A 23,169-nucleotide genomic window follows, 5' to 3' on the forward strand; every position below is an offset into this window, starting at 1 on the left:
GCTGAAATGGAACGTGAATTTTTAAAAAAGGCAGCAGCGTACTTTGCCAAAGAAAGTCAGTGAGGTACGCCTATATGAAATCGCAAAGCCACTTATTTCCGATTATTTTAATGGCTCGATTACTTCGTGTATCCGTTTCTCGCTTTTATGATTGGCTAAAGCGAGGCATGAGTAAAAGATCAATTCAGCGAAATCAGCAGACAATTTTGGTCAAAATAGCCCATGAAGAAACCAAACAAAGCTATGGCTATGTTCGATTAACCAAGCATTTACAAGCGCAAGGTATCAAAATAAGTACGTATGCTGTGCGCCAAATAAAAAAATCAAATCAGTTGTATTGTAAGCGCCATAAGCGTTTCAAAAGAACCACGAACAGTGATCACAACCGTTCTATTTATGACAATTTACTCAAGCAACAGTTTTCAATGACGAAGCCTAATCTTGCGTGGTCGAGTGACATTACCTACATTTGGACGGCTGAGGGCTGGTTGTACTTGGCAGCTGTCAAAGATCTTTACACGAAACAGGTTGTTGGCTATAGCTTAAATGAGCGCATGACAGCCAAGCTTGTTTGTGATGCATTGAATATGGCTATTCGCAATCAGAAACCTGCTAAAGATCTCATTGTACATTCAGATAGAGGCAGCCAATATTGCAGTAATGAATATCGAAACTTACTTGAGAAATTTGATTTTCAGGGTTCAATGAGCAAAAAAGGCGACTGCTTTGATAATGCACCGATAGAGAGTTTCTGGGGCATACTCAAAAATGAACTAGTCCATCATCGCAACTACAAAACAAGGGAAGAAGCCAAAGCGGATATTACAAAATATATAGAGTTATTTTATAATCAGCGAAGAATTCAAAAAGGCTTGGATTTTAAGACACCAAATCAAATGGCAGAAGACTTTTATCGGTTAGCTGCCTAGAATCTCCCAAGTGAAAGTCTCCTGCTAATTCAGCACACATCATTTCTATTGTTTTAATTTTCACTTTGCAAAAATCAATTTGAGAAACAATCTCTTCTTTATATTTTTTAATTGAACTGCATAATTCTGGGTAAGATAAACTTAATTCATCAATGAATTCAGCCTGTTTTATTAGAAATTTTAACTCTTTGTTTAGTTGATTTTTTTGAATATTTAATGGATTTTTTTCTTCATTGTTGATCAACTGTTTTCTCAATTCTTTTATTTTTTGAGTTTCACTATATAAGTAAGATTTTTTCTTAAATAGCGATCTTTGAGCAACCAAGTAGTCATTTTTCGATAATAATTTTATAGCTGCATACATATCTTCTCGTAAGCTTTTAACATTGGATGAATCCAACTGATCTGATTGTCTAATAATCTCCCAAAAACATTTGGCTTCCCAATCCTCAATTTCATAATTTTTTATTATTTCAAGAAATTGGTCAGCCAATGGAATATTAAACTTCATCATTTTGGAAACCTTTAGAAAGTAAAAGAGGATTATAGTCCGTGGATGTTTAGTCCTCAATTAGTGATATTTCTTTTTTTTGAGCAGTTTGTTCCAAATGTCAGAATTATCAAAAGTAATTGGTTGTTCAATCCGCAACAAAAGAAAAGAGAAAAATATCACTCAAGAATCACTCGCATTGCAATGTGGAATTGATCGTAGTTATATGGGACGTATTGAACGTGGTGAGGTCAATATCACAGTAGAAAAACTATATGAAATAGCATCAGCTATGCAAATTCCAGCCAAAGATTTGATTCCCTAGTTTCATTCAAATATAAACTAGAAATCCAATCTAATTTTAAAAACTACCAACCTAAATTAGGTGTATCTATTTTATTTTTATTATTGCCTGAAGCTCTTTTCCTTATTTTTCCTCTTAGTTTTAAGAGCTCTATAGGAGATAAAGGAGACTCGGGTAGAAATGAATCAATCTCATCTAACATTTCCAAAGCTTGAAGAATAGCTATCAGATCAGCCAGTCGAACATTTCCTTTCTCTGCTTTTAGCACTGTCCTTTTTGAAACCCACGCCCTGTCTGCGACTTCTACTTGTGTCATGTCTCGGTTTAATCGTGCTCGCTTTAACCGTAGCCCAATTACTTCGGCAATGTAGGAGGGATTATCACTTTTATAAAATTTCATTTTTAAAATTTGAACTATTAATAAATTAACTTAAAGATATTCTTTCTACACGGAATCGCCAAATATCATTGAAGTTGACGTTAAGTGCCAAAATCTGTACTTAACAAAGATTTTTATAGGATTAAGTGCAAGATATTGCACTTAATAGCACACCCCACATCCAAATTATTTTAGTAAAAATCTTAATTTACTTAAATTTTGTTTAATCTAATAATGTAGAAGAAATACATAAAATCGAACATGGTAGTTGAAGGCATACGTTGTGTAGTTACCTGATGGTTTCAACCACCTTTTATATAGTCTGTTTGGGGCTTCTATGTCAGATATTGCAAAAGCAGTTCAGGAACGGGTAAAAGGATTTCGCCTTGGGTATGTCTTTTCTGTGGACGAGTTTGAACAGTATGGAAAGACTGAAGTGGTTTATCTGGAGCTCCATCGTTTAAATGCGCAAGGCGTGATTAATCGTATTCAGCATGGTGTTTATTACAAACCTGAGCCCAACATTATGTTAAAGGGGCGATACCTGAGCCCTAATATTTATGATGTAGTTAAAGTGATTGCTGAAAAAAATGGTGAATTCATCCAGGTTCATGGGGGGATGGCTGCAAATCGTCTTGAATTAAGCACTCAGGTTCCAGTAATGGATGTGTTTTATACTTCAGGTTACTCTCGTGAATTTAAGATTGGCGGCACTCAGGTAAGATTGCTGCATACTAAAAACAATAGATTTTTCCAACATCCCTTCGATAGCCGCGTAGGAATGGCCATATCAGCATTACTCTTTTTGGGAAAAAAGATTGTTGATTTAAATATGGTTAGAAAGCTTGAAAAGACACTTACATCTGAAGAGTGGATATTACTTTCTCAGTCTTCTTTGCCGGCATGGTTGCATAATTTATTAGATGAGCAGAAGACAAAGTCCTATTTTTAAGCCTAGATTTTTTGCATTCCTTATCCATAGCTTTTCATATTGAAATCTACCACAATACCCTCAAAGAAATTTGAGAGTCATCAGTGTGATTACAGGCGAAATTAAAAGCAAAATTGACCAGATTTGGAACTCTTTTTGGAGTGGTGGTATTTCCAATCCTCTAGAAGTCATGGAACAAATGACTTATCTGCTGTTTATTCGCCGACTCGATGAAATTCAGATTGCAAAAGAAAAGAAAGCCAACCGCCTAAAAACTACTGTAGAAAAACCAATTTTCCGGCCAGAACAAGACCATTTGCGCTGGTCTAAATTTATTACTTTGGGCAATCCTGCACAGTTGTATGACACTATTAGTGGACCAGTTTTTACATTCATTAAGAACTTGGGTAATGAAGATGACACTACCTATAGTCATCATATGAGGGATGCTCGTTTTACCATTCCTACGCCTGCACTTTTAACCAAAGTGGTTGATCTATTGGCTGAAGTGCCAATGGATGATAAAGATACTAAAGGTGATATTTACGAGTACATGCTCGGTAAGATTGCATCAGCAGGTCAGAACGGTCAGTTCCGTACACCTCGCCATATCATCAAGATGATTGTTGAGCTGATGCAGCCAAAGCCTACTGATACTATCTGTGACCCTGCATGTGGTACAGCAGGTTTTCTCGTTGCAGCCAGTGAATACTTAAACCAACATCACAGCACTGAGATTTTTGCCAATCCTGAAGCAGCTAAACGCTTTAGTGAAGAAACTTTCTTTGGTTATGACTTCGACAGCACCATGCTTCGTATTGGTTCGATGAATATGATGCTGCATGGTGTAGAAAATCCAAGCATTGAAAACCGTGATTCTTTGAGCCAAAATCACTCACATATTGAAAGTCAGTTTAGTCTAATTCTTGCCAATCCACCATTTGCAGGTAGCTTGGATTATGAAAGCTGTGCTAAAAATATTCAGGATATTGTTAAAACCAAAAAGACTGAATTGCTATTCTTAGCTTTGTTCCTACGTTTGCTTAAAACTGGTGGTCGTGCTGCGGTGATTGTGCCTGATGGTGTTTTATTTGGTTCATCCAAAGCACATAAAGATTTGCGTAAAAAGATTGTAGAAGAGCAAAAGCTTGAAGCAATTATTTCAATGCCTTCAGGTGTGTTTAAGCCATACGCAGGTGTTTCGACTGCTATTCTAATTTTCACCAAAACTGAATCTGGCGGTACAGATAAGGTCTGGTTCTATGATATGCAGGCAGATGGCTACTCGCTTGATGATAAGCGTAATGAGTTAGATGATTCAAAGCATGAAAATAACAATATTCCTGACATCATTGCCCGTTTTAAAAATTTGGAAGCTGAGTCTGATCGCAAAGCGACTGAACAAAGTTTCTTGGTCGATAAGGCTGATATTGCTGCCAATGGCTATGACTTGTCGATTAACCGCTATAAGGAAGTGGTATATGAGCAAGTTGAATATGAAGCACCAAACAAGATTTTAGCTGATTTAGAGCAGCTTGAGCAGGATATCCTGGAAAGAATGAATGAGCTTAAGGAGTTACTTAAGTGATTAGTAGAAACTCTTTAAGAAATATCTATCCAATTAAGAAACTGGGTGATATAGCTGATTTTTTAGATTCTAGACGTAAACCAGTCAAAGAAAGTGATCGACTAATTGGGCCATATCCATATTATGGGGCTAATGGTTTACAAGGGTGGATTAACGATTATTTATTTGATGAAGATTTAATTCTTCTTGCTGAAGATGGAGGTCATTTTGATAATCCTAATAGAGGTGTTGCTTACAAAATTACAGGTAAAACGTGGGTAAATAATCATGCTCATGTGATTAAACCCAAAGAAGGTGTGGATTTAAATTATTTATGTAGAGTACTTGAAAACTATGATTTAACTCCTTGGATTACAGGTACGACTAGAGGAAAATTAACGAAAGGTGGAGCTTCAGAAATACTGATTCCTCTTCCATCAATTTCAGAACAGCGCCGAATTGCTTCTATTCTAGATAAAGCGGATAAATTACGTCAAAAACGTCAGCAAGCGATTGAAAAATTAGATCAACTTTTACAAGCTACATTTATTGATATGTTTGGTGATCCTGTTAGTAATCCTAAGGGGTGGGATTTAAAATCTGTGGGTGAAGTAAGTGAATCAAAACTTGGGAAAATGCTTGACAAGAAAAAGCAATCTTCTGAAAAAGATCAATATAAATATTTAAGAAATGCCAATGTTAAATGGTTTAAATTCGATTTATCAGATTTGCTTGAGATGGAGTTTAACGAAAAAGATAGAAAAAATTGTGAATTAAAATTTGGTGATATTTTAGTTTGTGAAGGCGGTGAACCTGGTCGTGCTGCTATATGGAAAAATGACTTAGAAAATTGTTTTTTTCAAAAAGCTTTACATCGAGTACGTTTAAATACAGCACAAATACTCCCCGAATATTTTGTGTGGTTATTTTGGTTCTATGCAAAAAATGGTGGGTTTGATGACCATATAACTGTTGCTACTATTGCACATTTGACTGGTATTAAAATGAAAGCAATGCAAATACCAATACCGCCAATCTCATTGCAAGAAGAATTTCAGAAAAAAATCAATGAAATTGAAGTATTAAAGACAAAACATGAAAGCTCTAGTAAGTTGGTTGAAAACTTATTTATATCATTGCAAAATCAAGCATTTAGCGGTAATTTATAAAATTATTTTGGGGTGTATACATGAGCAGCTTTCAGTTTTTAGAGCCTGAGTTTAGCAAGTGAGGACCAATTCCAAAGGAAGCTGAAAAGCTCGTGTATATAGCCCTAAAAGCGCTTTAATAAACATAAATAGCCATGACTTAATCTCTAATAGGAATGAGTAGATGAATGAAAAGATACTGATTCCAATAGACACGGAAAAAGAATTATTGAATCCTTTTAATATTTACCAAGCTGAAAAAGCTATGGAAGCTTTTAAAAAGCTTCCATTTAATAAAGGACAACGTAAGTCCTTTATCGACATTATGGGGGTAAGTCATTTAGAAAGTGTAAGCTCTAAGACACTGGCTTTCTTTTTAAATACTCAAGAAGAGCATAAGTTAAACGATCTTGTTATTAGTGCGCTGTTTGATGTTATAGGTGAGAGCTTTCCATACCAGATACATACACAAAATGTCATTCTTGAAAAAAGAATTGAACAAGGGGGACGTCTTGATTTTTGGGTTGAAACGAACGACCACATCATCGTTATTGAAAATAAAATCAAACACCATGCAAATAATAATCCCTTTTCTGATTATGTCTCACATGCACAAGTAAATAATCCTAAAAATAAAAAATTACTTTTTATTCTATTGGTGATTCAAGAGCCTGAAACTAAACCTGAGAATTTTATTGTCATTAAACACTTTGATTTGTCCAAACAGATATTAAAAGGACTTGGGCAAAAAACATTGCAGGCAGATCAATATTATCTAACCTATTTAATTGACTATATTTCTGCTATAGAAAAATTTAATCCATATTCTGAGTATTCGAAAATGCAAATGGAAGTCGTTAATTTTTATCGTAAAAATAGTAAAATTTTAGAAAGCATTGAAGATGAAGCGAATAAGGAATCTGTTTATCAGTATTACGAACAAAAAGTACGTGAAATAATTGTAATGTTAAGGGATTATAAACTAGATATTTTCCCCGATGATGCCGAATTTAATAAATATGAGGGCGATTTATCTTCAATTGGAGGTTCATTAAATAGTAAAACATTAGAATCCCAAAAATATGACTACAAAATTGAATTTGAAGTTTATGCAAGTACTTCATTTACAAATTTGTGGTGTCGTCGTTTTAAAGGCAAGAATATGAATAAGCAAGATTCAATTGACTTACAAACATTACTAAAAAGTAAAAAGATTTCTTTTCAGGAACAAGATGATCACAATGACATATTACTACTTGAAGAAGGTGAATCTATCTCCGTTGAGGACTTTGTGAACAAAGCTACACCTATCATCAAACAAATTTTGTCTCAATGTGGTATGGAAAGTTATTAAAATTTCGATTTTTTTATGCCATAAAAGTTAAACAGATTTTATAAGTCCTTTATTGCCAATAAATTGTGTCTAGAAAAGATAGATAGTTCTTTAGTATTTTTTATATTAATTGAAATTTAATCTAATACTTTAGATAATCAATTATTAAATCAGTAAGTTAATATAAGTTATAGTATTGAAATAACGAATATTTAAAATAATTTTTTTTTGAGGGATACATGAGCAACTTTCAGTTTTTAGAGCCTGACTTTAGCAAGCTGGCGCTCACAGCGAAGGAAGCTGAAAAGCTTGTGTATATTTCCCCTCAAGCTTCTCTAATGTTTGCCCGAAACTCATTAGAAAACCTTGTCTTCTGGCTGTATCAATATGATAAGAAGCTCACTCAACCCTATGATCCCTCCCTATATAGCCTGATCACCGATGTAAAGTTTAAGGAAATTATCCCACCCTACATTTGGGACAAGATGGATAACATCCGCATGGTGGGCAACAGTGCGGTACATGGGAAAAAATTCAAACAACTAACGACTGAAGAAACCGTTAAACACATTAGTCATCTGTTCCTGATCTATGTTTGGTTTGAACGGACCTATGGTTCTCCAAGCAAAGATCGTTCTCAGCCTAATCTATTTAACCCTAAGCTGATTCCTAATGCAGATAACGCTCAGCCTCGAACTGCAAATCAGGAGCAATTACAGAAGCAGGCAGAAGCTAAAGAAAAAGAATTTGCGGTGTTGCATAAAGCTCTACGTGAGCGTGAGCAAAAACTACTGGAGCTGTCAGCAAGTCTAGAGGAACGTGAAAAGTATCTTGCAGATATTGATGCTGAAATTGCGAAGAAACGCCAGCAAGTTGAACAGGCGAAATTAGCCAATAGTAAGATTCCTGATCATACAGATTACAAAGAAAGCGAAACACGAAAGCTTAAGATTGACCTGTTACTTGAAGAAGCAGGTTGGGAAATTGGTGTTACTGTACGAGAAGAAGTACCTGTTACAGGTATGCCAAGTACATCAGGTAAAGGGTCTGTTGATTATGTCTTATATGATGCGAACGGCTTACCTTTGGCATTAGTAGAAGCTAAACGTACATCGGTTGATCCTGAAGTAGGACAACAACAAGCAAAACTCTATGCAGACTGTTTAGAGAAGCAAACAGGACAACGCCCTGTTATTTTTTATAGCAATGGCTATCGCACCCGTATCTGGAATGATGTACAAGGTGGTCCACCTCGTTTGGTACATGGCTTCTATACCCAAGCTGAACTGAAACGCCTGATTGAAAGGCGTAAAAACAATCCTGATCTCAGTAGTTTCCCAATCAACACCAGTATTGTAGAGCGTTACTACCAAACTCGTGCCATTAAAGCCACACTTGCAGCGTTTCAACGTAAGGAACGTGCTGCCTTACTTATCATGGCAACAGGAACAGGTAAAACCCGTACTTCAATTGCTCTGGTCGATGTGCTAATGAAAGCTAATGTCGTGCAGAAAGTCTTATTCCTTGCTGACCGTACTTCATTAGTGGTACAGGCTACGAATGCTTTTAAAGCTAACTTACCTGATTCTGCACCTGTGAACTTGGTGGAGAGTAAAACTCAGAATGGACGAGTTTATCTTTCTACCTATCAGACCATGATGGGCTTGATTGATGAAGTGAATGCCGATGGCACACGTAAATACGGTACAGGCATGTTTGACTTAATCATTGTCGATGAAGCCCACCGTAGTGTGTATCAAAAGTTTGGCGAGATTTTTAAATACTTTGACAGTCTACTTGTAGGTTTGACTGCTACGCCACGAGATGAAGTTGATCGTGATACATATACTTTATTTGGCTTGGAAAGTGGCGTTCCTACCGATTATTACGATCTAGACCAAGCAATTGTTGATGGCTATCTTGTACCACCTAAAGCGTATTCTGTACCGCTTAAATTTATGCGTGAAGGTGTGAAATATAGTGAGCTTTCAGAAGAAGAAAAACTGCATTGGGATGAACTAGATTGGGACGGTGGTGATGCACCTGATGAGGTGACGGCATCCAAGATCAATAAGGAACTATTTAATACAGGTACGGTAGACAAGATGCTACAACACTTGATGGAAAACGGCATCAAGGTTGAAGGTGGTGATATGTTGGGTAAAACCATCATCTTTGCAGTCAATCAGAATCATGCCAACTTCATTGCAGAACGCTTCGATAAAAACTATCCGCACTATGATGGTAAGTTTGCCCGTGTGATCACACACTCGACCAAGTATGCACAGAGTTTAATTGATAGTTTTAGTAAGAAAGAACTAGCTGATCCACAAATCGCCATTTCCGTAGACATGCTGGATACAGGGATTGATGTTCCAGAAGTAGTTAACCTCGTGTTCTTTAAAGCTGTACGCTCAAAAGTAAAATTTATGCAGATGATCGGGCGTGGTACTCGCTTGTGTAAGGACTTATTTGCTCCAGAGCATGACAAAACAGAATTCTATATTTTCGATTATTGTTCTAACTTTGAATACTTCAATGAGAACCCAGATGGTGCCCCTGTATCTACTACAGAACCATTGGGTCAACGCTTGTTTAAGGCTCGATTAAATATCCTAAGTTTGCTGAACACATCTGATTCTAAAGTAGAACAACAAGCAGATGAGTTGAACGTAGTGCGGAAAGAAATCCTTCAAGGATTGCAAACTGAAGTGAAGTCCATGAATAAGGACAACTTCATTGTGAAATCTGAATTGGAGTATGTAGAGCATTTTCAGAAAGACGAAGCGTGGGACAGTTTAGATGACCTAGCTATTGGTACATTAACAGAGCATGTTTCTAAACTTCCAAATGAGCTAGAGTCTGAAGCACTAGAAGCTAAACTGTTTGACATGCTCTGCTATAACATTGAACTTGCCATGTTAAATAAGAACAACAAGGCTGCAGCTAATTACGCAAACAAAGTCATCGAAATTGCGTCTAAGCTGGAAACTAAAGTAAACATTCCTGTGGTGGCAGCACAGATTAATCTAATTCAAGAGATACAAACTGAAACCTATTGGGAAGGCATCACAGTTCCAATGCTAGAGTCGATGCGTAAACGTATCCGAGGCTTGGTGAAGCTGATTGAGAAATCTACATCAACGATTGTCTACTCAATGTTGGATGATGAGATTGGTGAAGCGACTGAAGTTGATATCCCCGTGGTTTCAAGTGGTGTAAACATTGCTCAATACCGAAAACGAGTTGAGAGCTTTATCAAAGCTCATGAAGATCACATTACTATTGCCAAGTTGAAACGCGGCCTAGCTCTAACACCAATGGATTTAAATGAGCTTGAACGATTCGTTTTTGAAGCTCAGGAAGTTGAGAGTAAAGAAAAGTTTGAGGAATGCTTTGGTACGGATAAGCCATTACCACTTTTCATTCGTTCTCTCGTTGGTTTAGATCGTCAAGCGGTTCAACAGGCGTTCTCTAAGTATTTGCAAGGTTCAACTTATAACGAAAAGCAAATTCGATTCATAGAAATGGTGATTGATCATTTGACCATTCGGGGAACTTTAGAGGCATCACAACTTTATGAACCGCCATTTAATCAAATCCACTATGAAGGGATTGATGGTTTGTTCGGTGATGCAGATGCTGACAACATATTTGGAGTTGTTGAAGCGTTTAATGAGAGTGCAGTAGCATAAAATTCATAAAAAATATTTACTTATGAAATATTATTTGAAATATTTACAATCATTTTAGCTCTTAAATTTTATTGTATAAGGAGGGGGTGTGCCAGTATTTATTAGTTATCGAGCTAATGACAGGGAAGTTGCTTTAAAAATTGCAAAAAAACTTCAACTAAATAATATTGATTTTTATCTAGATGTTATTGATGAAGAATCTATTAATAATACATCTAATATCACAGAAGTGATCACGAAAAATATTAAGCGATGCACACATTTGATAGCAATTATTTCACCAAATACTAAAGGGTCATGGTGGGTTCCTTTTGAAATTGGGGAAGCAAGTATTATTAATCGAAGAATTTGTTCATTTGCCTATAACACTAATGAGTACTCTTTAACTAGAGTTAATATGCATATATTTAAGAGCTTTTTGCCAGAATATCTTCATAAGTGGCCTGTATTACTGAATGAAAAAGATGTTGAAAATTTTATCTTTCAATATAAGCAAGATAATCGAAATAATGTCCTTTTGGATAGTATCAATAGAGATTCTAATCTATTTGGTACTCTCACTAAGAAAGGGGCAGATGAGTTTCATAACAACCTTAAAGCCATGCTTTAAAAAAGAGTATTAATATGACTGATAAAAAAGTAGTTTTTGTAGCTTTTGCAATTGAAGATGAACGTCAACGAGATTTTTTGAAAGGGCAGTCTCTTCATCCAAGAGCTCCATTTGAATTTATAGATATGTCTGTAAAAACTCCATATGATACTGAATGGAAACAGAGAGTTCGTACAAGAATTAAAAGATCAAATGGCATAATTGTTCTTGTAAGTAAAAACTCTCTAAGCTCAAGTGGGCAAAAATGGGAAATTCAATGTGCTAAAGAAGAAGGTAAGCCTATTCTTGGAATATGGGCCTACTCTACTGACAGAACTGTTATTACGGGGATTACTGTTAAGCCTTGGAGTGATATTAACATTAGTTCATTTATTGATTCACTGTAAGCGAGATAATCATGCGTAAAGCGCTCATAGTAGGAATTGATTATTACAGCAAGCTATCCCATTTAAGTGGTTGTGTTAACGATGCTCATGCAGTAAAGAATACACTCGAAAGGCATGCAGATGGCACAATTAACTTTGCAAATCCTCGTTTAATGACTAGCACTAGCAGTTCGGATGTAATAAATAAGTACTCTTTAAAAGAAGCTATTAGAGAGCTATTTAAGGATGATTCAGACATAGCTCTTTTGTACTTCGCTGGTCATGGTTACATTGAAGATACAGGAGGATATCTTTGTGCAGGAGATTGTCAGACTGGAGATGATGGCCTAGCTCTACATGAAATCATGGTTTTAGCGAATCAATCAAAAGCTAAGAATAGAGTAATCATTTTAGATAGTTGTCATAGTGGAGTAACTGGAAGTAGCTCAGGAAATTCATGCTTCGCAGATTTAAAGGAAGGAACAACAATTCTGACAGCTTCAACTGCGGAACAATATGCTATGGAAGTTGAAGGTGGTGGTGCAGGAGTATTTACAACATTATTTGTTGATGCGTTAAATGGAGCAGCAGCAAATCTAGTTGGTGATGTTACGCCAGGGAGTATTTATGCGCATATTGATCAATCACTTGGTCCTTGGGCACAGAGACCCGTATTTAAAACGAACGTCAAAACTTTCGTATCATTAAGAAAGGCAGTACCACCCATTGAATTAGCTGACTTACAAGCTCTAACTCAACTTTTTACTAGTGCAGATTATCAATTTCCTTTAGACCCATCTTTTGAGCCTGAACGCTCTCAAGAACAAATACAGGATCCAAACATACCTCCACCTAACTCAGAAAATACAGAAAAATTTGCTAAGCTACAAAGATTTGTTAAGGTGAATTTAGTTCGACCAGTTGGAGCTCCACATATGTGGCATGCAGCGATGAATTTTCAAAGTTGTGAACTTACTGTATTAGGGCAACATTACTGGAAACTAGTAAAAAATGGACTCCTTTAAGGTCATACTATGAGCCAAGATGATTCATCGGAACAATATAAAGAGTTAATAGAAAAACTTGCTGCTATCGAGCATGAACGTTGGGCTCATTGGCAAAGTTATTTACATTCTAAATGTCTTAAGAATGAGAATGGTTCATTAACAATTCCCGCAGAATTGGTAGAAAGATGGAATAAGCAAATTAATACCGGATATGAGGAATTGACAGAGGATGAAAAAGAAAGTGATAGAGAGCAAGTGCAGAAGTATTTTTATTTATTAATTCCATTCTTATCTGATCAAAATAAATAGTTTTATGAATCCAGAATTTATGTTTTAGAGTGTATTAAATGGAATTAATTGATGAAAATAAGCTAGCATTTTTTATTGCATTTATTTTGCCTGGATTTATCTGTATGAGAGTTTATAATCTCATATGTCCTAGCCAGATATCTGAATTTAATCAGAAAATTTTGGATTCTTTAACTTATAGTTGTTTGATTTACGGATTTAATTTTGGTTTTATTTTTTGGATTGAAAAATCAAATTTGTCCTCAAGTAATTCATTTTTATACGGTTTATTTTATTTTTATCTGCTTTTTTTAAGTCCTATTATATTAGCGTTAATCTGGTATAAATTAAGAACATCACAATGGCTTCAAAAAACAATGCCCCATCCTGTATCTTTACCTTGGGACTATGTTTTTAGCAAAAGAACGGCCTGCTGGGCCATTGTAGTTTTAACGGATGGTACAAAAATATATGGAAGATATGGTCCTAACTCTTTTGTATCTAGTTATCCATCAGAACCTCAAATTTATTTAGATGAATGTTGGGAACCAAATAGTGAGGGAGGATTTGATCGTAAACATCATGCATCTTCGGGAATAATCATACTATCTAAAGATATAAAAACAATAGAATTTTTTGAAGATGATTATCAAGCATCTTAGTCCAATTTTATATAATAGGAGTACTTGAAATGAGCAATACCAAAAATCCTGATAATTTAAATCGACGGGGATATACTCCTCAGCCTTCGAAACCAACCACGGCCAATAATACAGATAGAACGGCTGGTTATACTCCACCACCTATACAAGATATTTCTAAACCACCCAAAAAAATATAATTTTTTAGGTTTATGTATTGTCGGTATTAGTTATTTAGCACAACAGCTCAATCTACTCATTTGTGCAATTGAGTCTCGAAACTCTATAATACAGTGTAAATATTTTGGATGACTTGGATTTGAAAGTTAGTTTAGGTCGGCAAGTAATCTCAGAGTAGAAATTGAGCTATGTCTATCTGAGAAGGGTAGTTAACCTAATAGTTATCAGATCGATTTTTGTCTATAGAGCTAAGGTAGTTAAATGAAGCAATATCTAGATTTGTGTCAACGCATAGTTGATGAAGGCGTATGGGTTGAAAATGAGCGAACTGGAAAGCGTTGTTTAACCGTTATTAATGCTGATTTAGAGTACCACGTAGGGGCGAATGAATTCCCCTTAGTTACGACTCGAAAAAGTTACTGGAAGGCAGCTATTGCTGAGCTATTAGGCTACTTGCGTGGATATGACAATGCTGCTCAGTTCCGAGCCATTGGCTGTAATACTTGGAATGCAAATGCTAACGAAAATGGAGCGTGGTTAGCTAACCCTTATCGTAAAGGTGAAGACGATATGGGGCGAGTATACGGAGTCCAAGGACGCCATTGGCGTAACTCTGAAGGTAAAGAGTTTGACCAGCTTCGTAAGATCTATGATGACTTACGAAAAGGTATTGATGATCGTGGTGAAATTCTGACTTTCTATAACCCAGGGGAGTTTGATATGGGTTGCCTACGACCTTGTATGCATACTCATACTTTCTCTTTGGTAGGGGATACACTTTACTTAACGTCAGCACAACGGTCATGTGATGTACCATTGGGCCAAAATTTTAACCAAATTCAGGTTTTTACTCTGTTAGCTCTGATGGCTCAAATTACAGGACATAAGGCTGGAAAGGCTTATCACAAGATTGTGAATGCGCATATTTATGAGGATCAGTTAGAACTCATGCGTGATGTTCAGCTTAAACGTGAACCTTATCCTGCGCCAAAACTCCATATCAACCCTGAAATTAAAACGCTTGAAGATATTGAAACATGGGTGACATTAGATGACTTTGAAGTTGAAGGTTATCAATATCATGAACCTATTGCTTATCCGTTTTCAGTCTAAATAAGTTTATTTGAAGATAAAAATATTTCTGTTGGGCAAAAGTTTAAAAACTTTATCTCAACAGAAAATCTTATTTTCATATTAATGTTTTAGAGGACTGATATAAATACCCTCAAATTTTAATAATTCTTTTAATTTCTTAATTTCTTTTTCAGCCTCTAAGAGTAAATTTTGATCGGTTTTGTATAATTTTTTATAATAATCTTTGGATTGTTTCATTTCTTTATACTGAAGCTCGAAATGATCACATTGATTTTTCATATTCTGATATTCATTAAACCAGTAGATAAGTTCAGCTCTTGCTTGTATTAACAACTTCTCTGGTGACATTTCATTCTCAGCACTATTTAAAGCCAGTTTTTCTTTTTTCTGTTTTGCTTTCTTTATTCGTGCCTCTTTAATTTCTTTAAGTTTCTCGATAGGTTCGAATCGGTTTCTAATAGTATTCCGATGAATTCCTGTAAGTTTACATAATTGTGCAATAGTTGCTTTTAGTTTTGGATTGTGCTCAATTTGAAGTAGTGCATTGTTAATTTTCAAGGTATTTGCTTCATAATTCTCTGTGTTTTTAAGGTCGTAAGCTTGATTCTTCATAGTTCAACCTTTTCGCCAAGATTTTCTAAAACCATTACTGCTTCATTCATAGTAGCTAACATTTGTTCACGAAGATGCTCATATCCTGGTTTATTGAGATTTGCTTTATTCACAATATAGATTTCACGCCATTTAGGAGCATGTTTTAGAGTAACAATAGCGTGTTTGCATCGAATAGGGTTACAGCGTAGGGAGCCAATACATGGTAAAGCTGGATCGGTATCGTCCTGTTTATTTCCATAACATAAACCATTTCCAATATTAGTAACGGCAGCACCTTGGTCAGCTAGTGCTTCATATACTTCTTCTTCGGTATAACCATTTACCATATATCCTTGAAACAGAGTGATCAAATTTTTTTTATGTTCATTTGCTTTACCTCCATAAAATGTTCCATTGTGATTGAAAACATTTTTTATAGCTTCTAATTCAGCTGCATGTCTCAATGAATTTTTGCTGTTTCTATTACCATCCTTTGAAAGTATTTCACCAATTTCACCATAGCCTAACGTAACTGACGTAGTAGCACCTTTGGAGACAAATTTACCAATTTCTGCCACGAAGTGTTTTAGCTGAAATGAAATTAAAGGTAGGCCAACTTCGGCTCTAAATAGTTGGTAGGTTAGAGTATGTCGTAGCATATAGGAGTTAAAACTAATCTGATTAGCAATGTATTCCCCCAAAAGTTGGCTAATCAACGCGTTGATTTGATAACTAATCCCATTACTACTCATAGATTTTTCTGAGCCAGTAGGATGAACAGTATTCATATTAGAAACGAGATATGGGGATGATTTGATTTTTGCGATATAAGATGCTGCTAATATAGTGTCTCTAACGATTGGAATAGCTACCCAACGATCATCAAATAAACCAGTATTAATCTCTTGTTGATGTTTTTTAATAGTACTTTCAATTAACCAAACACCATCATCTTGTACTAAGCATGAACAATCTTTTACTTTTATTTCTGCTAATTCAGATGGTCTCATACCTGTATATTGACCAACCAAGTATAGACATGAATATGCCACTAGATTGAAATATTCACGAAGTTTATTTAATTCGTATTTGCGACTCTTTAAGGCTTTTCGTAGAGTAAGTCCACCTGCCAAACCATTTTTATTTATCATCCAGTCAGAGGGTTTAATTAATCCTAATACACAACTTGAAGAGTACCCTTTGGTCCTTAATCGCATTGCAATATAGGCGTTAAGAATTTCATGATTAACTCTCTCATTATTTGCCCAAGATGAATATTTACTGGCTTCAAAACGTTCTAAAGAGTTGATATCTGATATTTTTGACTTATCCCCGATAGCATTTAAAAAGTCGACTACGATGAAAGATGCCATCTTAGATAAATATTCAAATATATTATCTGGGAGCACCTGTTTTTTTTGAATTTTATGAGTATTAGGAGGGTTTTTCCAACATAAATTATTTAAGTCGACATAGGCAATGGGTTTATTAAATACATATTTGATAGAGCTAGGGTTTCGTAAATATTCAAAAAATCTATCTAATTCAGTGTTTTTTATGCGTTCATAGTTTTTAGCCGCTTTATGGTAATATGCTGGAGAGAGGGCTGTTAGGGTTTTAAACTTTGTTTGAACATATTCAAAACCAAACTCTAAATTTAATTGTTTAAATATTTCATTAATAAATGTTAAACCATTTTCAAAAATGGGAATTAATGTGTTGGCTTTTAGGACACCTTTTGCATATTTTGTTTTCCCTGATGTTTTCTTATTATATTGGGGCCAAAATATAGTGTTGTTGAGTAAAGCGAGCTCAAATATGACTTTTATTTCGGTTAAAATAAATCTAGGAATATCATTATATTTTGAAAAGTTTATGCGTAATTTTGCCCCTTGGACATTTCGTGCGGCATTTGGGTAATCAGAATTAAAATCCCAAGTAGAATCGGAAAATTTAGATATTTTCGAAATGGATCTTTCCATAAACTGATTTATGTATATATTAGATTCGATATATTTTTTTTGTAGGCATTGTTCTAGATTGTTTCCTACACTTGGACTATTTATCAGGTTGTGATGATGTTCTGCAAAATTTTTCAGTATATTTAGCTGAGTTTCTATATTCATTAAATTACTCCATCTATCAATACAGTGTTCTCAATGTATTCAGATGCAATTCTTGCGTTTTCAAGCTCCAATGGGGAAAAATTAGATAAGTTGGGGGCTGTAATCTGATTCATGAGTTCTAGATTTTCTCGAAGAATATGCCCGTAGGGAGTGTCAATAATTTGGGTGTTTTCTAAACGAGCTTTGTAATCACGCTGCATTGCAAAAATTTGAGGAAGGTGATGAACTGCAAGCACAACATTGTCACAACGTAAGCATTTATTATATTGTGAACACGGAGTTCCTTGGACATAAGAGGCCAATTTTTTTACAAATTCAGGTGGATCAAAAATATTTCTGCACGCCGCTAAAGGTGTTATAAAAGTTACTGCTGGTTCATCCTTATTTTTAACTTCTATCTTTTTGGGATTCTCTTGGGGTTTAGCTTCCAAAGTTGAGCAATGTATTTCTGTCAGTTTTTTATCTAGCTGTGCTCGACTTATATTATTAAAGTCTAAAGAGTCAATATAACTCAGAGTGGTTTGTATAGATGAGTGTCCTAATACTACTTGAATTTCTCTCATACTTACATCAGCTTTAATCAATTCGCTGACTAAAGTTGGTCTAAATCTACTTATTGTTAGAATTAGTGGGCGGTCTTGATCACCTTTTAACTGATATTTATTAACAAATCGAGTAATGCTGATTCCTAAAGCTTTGTAATTTCTTCCATTAAGTCCTAAGAAAGGAGCTACTCTTTGGTGTGATTTTTTGCTATTTGATTGATAGATAAATAACCTATTTTTGACTGTGTCACTTGTAATATTTTCCCGAATGTTACTTGTCAGTCTAATCACCTCATCAAAAATATTTTTTACAGACTCTTTTTGACTTGGAGTTAGCCAAGTGATTTTGGCTTTAATTAAATCAAGATGATAGTCTTTTTTTCCGTCTGATCTTTCTTTCCAATATCTAAGACAAGGTCTACCTGTAGCTGGATGCTTAAGTGTAAAGTCATCTATATCAAGAGCGAGTAAAGACTCAGTATTTATACCTGTGACTTGGGCTAATTTTAATAAGTAGGGTAATAGGACATCTATTCCAATCATAGATATGACTCCCCACTCTCTATATATATCGTCTAGTTTTTTTCCTGAATCCTGAATAATTTTAAGAAAAGATTTTTGAATTCGTGTTTTGGCTGTGTTGTAAAAAATAGGTTCACAATTAAGTAGGTTTTCAAATATCCAACGAGCATTATTAAGAGTTGATAATCCTTTAATTCGATATCCATATTGATCGAGAGGATTCTTACCAATACCAGTAATTCTATAGGGTTTTAGGATCGATCTAGACTCAGTAATACCTTTGTCGATTGCTTCTAATATTTGCAGGCGTTCATTTTGATTAAATGGTTTCTTTACATCTGTTTGTCTATATACATCGAAGCCAACTGCATTGAAAAAATTATATTCTATATCTTGTATTTGAGTGAGCCTTTTTAATGATTTCCGTACAGCACTTAAAAGAGTCTGTGCATGAGAGCTGGAAATATCTGCGTTTATTATTTTATCTTCTAGGTATTTTCTAAATTTAGATAGAAGATGTTCATCGAAAGTCTCTACAATTATTAAAGGTGTATTTCCATAAAGATTTGAAAGAAATTTGATAAATTCCTTGCATGCACCTTGATAGTTTTCTTTTGCTGATTCAGAAGACACTGTTTTAGATTGTGAGGCAAATAGTTGCTCTATTTGAATATATGGTTCTGCTTCAGAAGGTTTGTGAAAGTCAATAATATTAGTAAGTTTAAGAGTAGCTAATCTATTGAAATGACCTTTAAAGGTTTCCTTAGATGTACCCTGAAAAATTTGCCTTTCATGATTTCGTTCGGCAACAGTCTTATAATTAGCATCTACTATCCCTTTTTCTTTAAGGTCTTGATGAATGTAATTCCAAGCAGCCTTAACAGTGCTAAACTTTAAATGATATTTAGTTATAGGACATTGCTCTTTAGGCATTTTCCCAAGTGAAATCTTATTACCAAAAATAGGCAGTTGCTTTTTATTTTCTAGAGATAGTCCTCGATACCAATTAAGGAGTTTTCTCCTGGCATTTATTTCAGCTAATGCATAACTACCATCGGGTATTAGCAAAATTTCTTCTTCAATCATTTTATTAATAATGGAATGTGTAAGCTTGCTGTATTTAGATGCAGAGTTTTTTGAAATGCCTAAAGTACATGCAAGATAGTTAACATCGACATTTATTTTTGGAGGCGTGTTAGCCTGACTAATTGGTATTTGCCACAAAGCATCTACATTTTGGATAACACTTGATACCCATTCTGCGATAGTAGATTCAACATCTCCGATTTTTTTTTGTTCATTAGTTTTCATTTTTTGTCTGTAATATTGATTTTTAACTGTGTGGTTTCATATATACGTTTCATTTTTTCAGCTTTTGTGACTAACTCACCTTCTTCGTTACACATTGTGCTGTAAATTTCATGGGGGATTTTTGTGTACATTTCAGTAGTATTTAGTTGGCTATGTCCCAAATTTTTTTGCAAAATTACAAGTCGGTCAAGATAATCCATTCCTAAATCTTCTGATTGTAATAGGGCATAAGCACTACCATGTCTTAGTTTATGCGGAGAGATTTGTTTTTTAAGCCGACCTTTCTTAATAGCGCGCTTACTTAAACGTTCTAACAATTTACTGATGCTCGATGCTGTATAAGCAGTACCCTGAGCAGTGAGGAAAGCTGGAGTTACAGCTTGAGTAGCATACTTCCTTGCATATTTTTTATAGAGTGGGGAAGCGTGATATTTCAGGATACGCTGGATTGTTGCAGAGCTTATTAAAGTCCAACGAGGGTTAATTTCATTTCTGCGTCCTTTGCTACCTAAAACTTCCAATGGAACATAACTTGGACAAATTGGTTTGTCTGAGGTGTATGAAATAAATTGTGTACTATTAAAATAAATAGCATTTTTAATATGTTCAACAGTAACTCGTGGAAGTTCGGAACGACGTAGACCTGAATCATATAAAAATTGGAGTACAACTCTTTCACGTTCAGAACCTGTTGATTCAAGTAATACAATAAGATCATCTGGATTACAGGGTGGCATAGGATTATTTTTTGGTGTTTTTGATAAATATCCGTCGCTATAAGGGTTATTTTTACGTATTTGTGTTTGATCCTCTCCTGGAGTGGTTAGATATTTCATGAAAAAAAATAAACATGCATCACGATTCCTGACGGTAGTTGATTTTAAATTTTGATTCCCCTCTAAAAATGTTATGTATTCTTCTATTACGTATGTTGGTACTGTAAGAAATGCCTCATCACTTACATCATCATCAAATTCAGGACGGGTTCGCATATAGTTCAAAAAGTAAGTTAGATTTTTGCCGTAAGTGGGTATGGACTCGGTCGCAAGTTTTTCATGCTTTGATTGGTAAGATAGATATTGAGAAATAATAGGTAAAAATCGACCATTATCATCAAAGACACCCACCCCATTCACGTGTACCTCTTTCGCTAAAAAATCTAATTTATCCTTCTTATTGAGAGGTGATTTAGACAGGTCTAGTTTGGTTTCTATGCAAATTTGGACGGTCATAAATAGTCATTCCTCCATTTGAAAATAAGAAGTTAAATTCAAATTTTTATTGAACTTTTATGGATAATAAATCTAACTTAATGCTGTTTTTTTTTCTTATCAAGGTATTTTTATTTAAATGATTTTAAAATAATTATATTTATAATTAATAACTTATTGAAATTAATTTGAATTTTAAAAGACATTTTTTTAATTTTTTAATAAATTTTTTGATGTAAATAATTAATAAATATTTATGGAACTATAGCAATAATCTCTGACTATTTAGGGATATAAAATTGAAAGGTTAAAAGTTATTGAAGGGATACTGGCATTTTATTTTAGTTTTATTTGGGATTTGGTAATTCTTGTATGAATCTTATTTTAAGCAACTAGTTCAGCATACTGTGCATTATTAATATGGGGGTATAAAAGGAAAACGTCAGCACTGCGTTGATAAAGCTGGCAAGACAATTTGCCATTATGTACAAAGAACTGGAACAGGGTATGGCAAGGCGGTAAAGCCACCTGACTCGCTTCATTTGGATTCCAGCCAGACACAATCAGACGGCGTGAATTCGGATTGGTCTTGATTTCATTGATCAGCCATTTGATCTGGTCAAAACCATCCTGATTGTAGCTGCCATCTGCATTTTGAGTGGCACCAAAATTACGCCATTGATGGCCGTAGACTGGACCAAGCTCACCTTCCGGACGGCCAAAACGTGCAGTCTGTTCTGCAGTTGCCCATTCATCCCAGATGGTGACTTTATTGTCCTGAAGATACTTTACATGGGTATCACCTTTCAGGAACCACAGCAGTTCAATCACGATCGAACGGAAATGAACTTTTTTAGTGGTGAGTAAAGGGAAGCCCTTGGAAAGATCAAAGCGCATCTGATGACCAAATACCGAGCGTGTACCTGTGCCGGTACGGTCGCCTTTATCGCCGCCGTTGTCGAGGATATGTTGTAAAAGGTCAAGATATTGGCGCATAGGTCTCTCTTAAAATCTGTTGCAAATTGCTTTTCTTTGAATTGGGCAATTTAAAATTGCGCTCATCATAACATTTTTTTGAGCACTTCCGCATAGCAGTGAAAATGATTAAACATAAGAGAAAAGGGCATAAAAAAGCATCCATGATGGATGCTTTTTTATCATCTTTTTTAAGCTGTTGGCTTACCGGTATGTACCGTATGGATCAGATCAGACAGGTCATAACCCAGAGATTTAGCATAGGCCAGATATTCCTGTTTGGTTGCTTCATCCAGTGTCGGCTTACGATGCAGGAGCCATAGATATTTCATGTTTGGCTCACCAACCAATGCAGTTTCATAATTGTCATCCAGTTTGAGAATCCAGTAATCCCCTTTGGTAAAAGGTACCCAGCGCAAACCTTCAGGCAAGAAACTGACTTCCAGTTTGCCGTGTTCTGCATCCACAATGGTGGCTTCTCCAATGGATTCATCCAGTTTGCCCGCACCATCCAGACAACGGTTCTGGACGCGAACTGTGCCATTTTCATTCAGGCTGTAGACTGCGGAAATATCAGTACTGTCTTCAGGCTGGTGTTTCATGGGCAGACGAGCAATTTCGTACCAGATCCCTAAATATTGTTCTAAATTGAAATTTGAAATAGTCTTTACATCATGACTCATATTTTTCTTCCTCATCATCTCAATTTAAATTTACTAAATCAGTCTAATACGAGAGTTGTTAACCGGAATGATGTAATCCTGTAGTGAAATGTTGACTTTATTATCGTGAGTAAAATTACAGATTTAGTCAGAAAGGCGCTCAAATATTGATTTAGAAATAGTCTGAGCAGAACTGCTAATTAATTTGAAAAGTAGTGAATTTATAACTTTTTTGTGAAAATTGTAAATTTTATAAATCTA

Annotated in this window: 20 protein-coding genes and 2 pseudogenes; 14 read left to right on the forward strand and 8 right to left on the reverse strand. The window is 35.2% G+C overall.

Going from position 1 to position 23,169, the window contains the following annotated elements:
- A pseudogene (locus FTU72_RS03245) lies at positions 1-929 on the forward strand (IS3 family transposase); the annotation flags it as partial.
- On the opposite strand, the gene FTU72_RS03250 reads toward FTU72_RS03245, so the two are convergent.
- A complete protein-coding gene (locus FTU72_RS03250; protein ID WP_257220239.1) occupies positions 880-1,443 on the reverse strand; it encodes a hypothetical protein in 564 nt (187 codons plus the stop codon). The pseudogene FTU72_RS03245 and the gene FTU72_RS03250 overlap by 50 nt on opposite strands.
- 94 nt (positions 1,444-1,537) lie before the next feature.
- Here FTU72_RS03250 and FTU72_RS03255 point away from each other — a divergent pair, with 94 nt between their 5' ends.
- Entirely contained in the window at positions 1,538-1,744 is a 207-nt protein-coding gene (locus FTU72_RS03255) for a helix-turn-helix domain-containing protein (protein ID WP_005103069.1), read from the forward strand.
- 43 nt (positions 1,745-1,787) lie between these two features.
- On the opposite strand, the gene FTU72_RS03260 is transcribed toward FTU72_RS03255, so the two are convergent.
- Positions 1,788-2,123 (reverse strand): helix-turn-helix domain-containing protein, encoded by a 336-nt coding sequence (locus tag FTU72_RS03260; protein WP_125279532.1) that lies wholly within the window; start codon positions 2,121-2,123, stop codon positions 1,788-1,790.
- 316 nt (positions 2,124-2,439) lie between these two features.
- Here FTU72_RS03260 and FTU72_RS03265 point away from each other — a divergent pair, with 316 nt between their 5' ends.
- The 12 genes from FTU72_RS03265 to FTU72_RS03320 all read left to right on the forward strand — a co-directional run bounded on the left by FTU72_RS03265 (position 2,440) and on the right by FTU72_RS03320 (position 14,980).
- A complete protein-coding gene (locus FTU72_RS03265) occupies positions 2,440-3,054 on the forward strand; it encodes a DUF6088 family protein (RefSeq protein WP_180052436.1) in 615 nt (204 codons plus the stop codon).
- An 85-nt stretch (positions 3,055-3,139) separates the two neighbouring features.
- Positions 3,140-4,621 carry a class I SAM-dependent DNA methyltransferase gene (locus FTU72_RS03270; RefSeq protein ID WP_180052437.1) on the forward strand — a complete coding sequence of 494 codons (1,482 nt, stop codon included), beginning with the start codon at positions 3,140-3,142 and terminating at the stop codon, positions 4,619-4,621.
- The gene (locus FTU72_RS03275; RefSeq protein ID WP_373685607.1) at positions 4,618-5,769 is read left to right on the forward strand and encodes a restriction endonuclease subunit S; all 1,152 of its coding nucleotides are present in this window, start codon (positions 4,618-4,620) and stop codon (positions 5,767-5,769) included. Before FTU72_RS03270 ends, FTU72_RS03275 begins: the two co-directional genes overlap by 4 nt.
- Before the next feature lie 163 nt (positions 5,770-5,932).
- Positions 5,933-7,102 (forward strand): PD-(D/E)XK nuclease family protein, encoded by a 1,170-nt coding sequence (locus tag FTU72_RS03280; protein ID WP_180052438.1) that lies wholly within the window; start codon positions 5,933-5,935, stop codon positions 7,100-7,102.
- Positions 7,103-7,320: 218 nt separating this feature from the next.
- On the forward strand, positions 7,321-10,776 hold the full coding sequence (locus FTU72_RS03285; RefSeq protein ID WP_180052439.1) for a DEAD/DEAH box helicase family protein: 3,456 nt from the start codon (positions 7,321-7,323) through the stop codon (positions 10,774-10,776).
- An 88-nt stretch (positions 10,777-10,864) separates the two neighbouring features.
- Positions 10,865-11,386, forward strand: coding sequence for a toll/interleukin-1 receptor domain-containing protein (locus FTU72_RS03290; RefSeq protein WP_180052440.1), 522 nt, complete (start codon positions 10,865-10,867; stop codon positions 11,384-11,386).
- Between the two features lie 14 nt (positions 11,387-11,400).
- Entirely contained in the window at positions 11,401-11,772 is a 372-nt protein-coding gene (locus FTU72_RS03295; RefSeq protein WP_005103109.1) for a TIR domain-containing protein, read from the forward strand.
- 11 nt (positions 11,773-11,783) lie between these two features.
- Positions 11,784-12,776 (forward strand): caspase family protein, encoded by a 993-nt coding sequence (locus FTU72_RS03300; RefSeq protein WP_005103117.1) that lies wholly within the window; start codon positions 11,784-11,786, stop codon positions 12,774-12,776.
- Between the two features lie 9 nt (positions 12,777-12,785).
- Positions 12,786-13,067 (forward strand): hypothetical protein, encoded by a 282-nt coding sequence (locus tag FTU72_RS03305; RefSeq protein WP_005103118.1) that lies wholly within the window; start codon positions 12,786-12,788, stop codon positions 13,065-13,067.
- A gap of 38 nt (positions 13,068-13,105) precedes the next feature.
- Positions 13,106-13,708: a DUF6338 family protein gene (locus tag FTU72_RS03310; protein ID WP_180052441.1), complete on the forward strand. Its 603-nt coding sequence runs from the start codon at positions 13,106-13,108 to the stop codon at positions 13,706-13,708.
- Between the two features lie 29 nt (positions 13,709-13,737).
- On the forward strand, positions 13,738-13,887 hold the full coding sequence (locus FTU72_RS03315; RefSeq protein WP_005103122.1) for a hypothetical protein: 150 nt from the start codon (positions 13,738-13,740) through the stop codon (positions 13,885-13,887).
- 241 nt (positions 13,888-14,128) lie between these two features.
- Positions 14,129-14,980 carry a thymidylate synthase gene (locus tag FTU72_RS03320; protein WP_180052442.1) on the forward strand — a complete coding sequence of 284 codons (852 nt, stop codon included), beginning with the start codon at positions 14,129-14,131 and terminating at the stop codon, positions 14,978-14,980.
- Positions 14,981-15,061: 81 nt separating this feature from the next.
- On the opposite strand, the gene FTU72_RS03325 is transcribed toward FTU72_RS03320, so the two are convergent.
- The 6 genes and pseudogenes from FTU72_RS03325 to FTU72_RS03350 form a co-directional block, all read right to left on the reverse strand.
- Positions 15,062-15,574 carry a hypothetical protein gene (locus tag FTU72_RS03325; RefSeq protein ID WP_180052443.1) on the reverse strand — a complete coding sequence of 171 codons (513 nt, stop codon included), beginning with the start codon at positions 15,572-15,574 and terminating at the stop codon, positions 15,062-15,064.
- Positions 15,571-17,682 carry a site-specific integrase gene (locus tag FTU72_RS03330; RefSeq protein ID WP_180052444.1) on the reverse strand — a complete coding sequence of 704 codons (2,112 nt, stop codon included), beginning with the start codon at positions 17,680-17,682 and terminating at the stop codon, positions 15,571-15,573. The genes FTU72_RS03325 and FTU72_RS03330 overlap by 4 nt, the downstream gene beginning before the upstream one ends.
- Complete coding sequence (locus FTU72_RS03335) at positions 17,682-20,060, reverse strand: site-specific integrase (RefSeq protein ID WP_228305463.1); 2,379 nt, start codon at positions 20,058-20,060, stop codon at positions 17,682-17,684. Before FTU72_RS03335 ends, FTU72_RS03330 begins: the two co-directional genes overlap by 1 nt.
- Entirely contained in the window at positions 20,057-21,292 is a 1,236-nt protein-coding gene (locus FTU72_RS03340) for a tyrosine-type recombinase/integrase (protein ID WP_179992414.1), read from the reverse strand. The genes FTU72_RS03335 and FTU72_RS03340 overlap by 4 nt, the downstream gene beginning before the upstream one ends.
- A gap of 372 nt (positions 21,293-21,664) precedes the next feature.
- Positions 21,665-22,267: pseudogene (gene thyA / locus FTU72_RS03345) on the reverse strand (thymidylate synthase); the annotation flags it as partial.
- 170 nt (positions 22,268-22,437) lie between these two features.
- Positions 22,438-22,929, reverse strand: a complete 492-nt coding sequence (locus FTU72_RS03350) for a lipocalin family protein (protein ID WP_166136273.1) — start codon at positions 22,927-22,929, stop codon at positions 22,438-22,440.
- Positions 22,930-23,169: the final 240 nt, after the last annotated feature.

This window comes from Acinetobacter sp. YH12137, assembly GCF_013418535.1.
Taxonomy (GTDB): Bacteria; Pseudomonadota; Gammaproteobacteria; order Pseudomonadales; family Moraxellaceae; genus Acinetobacter.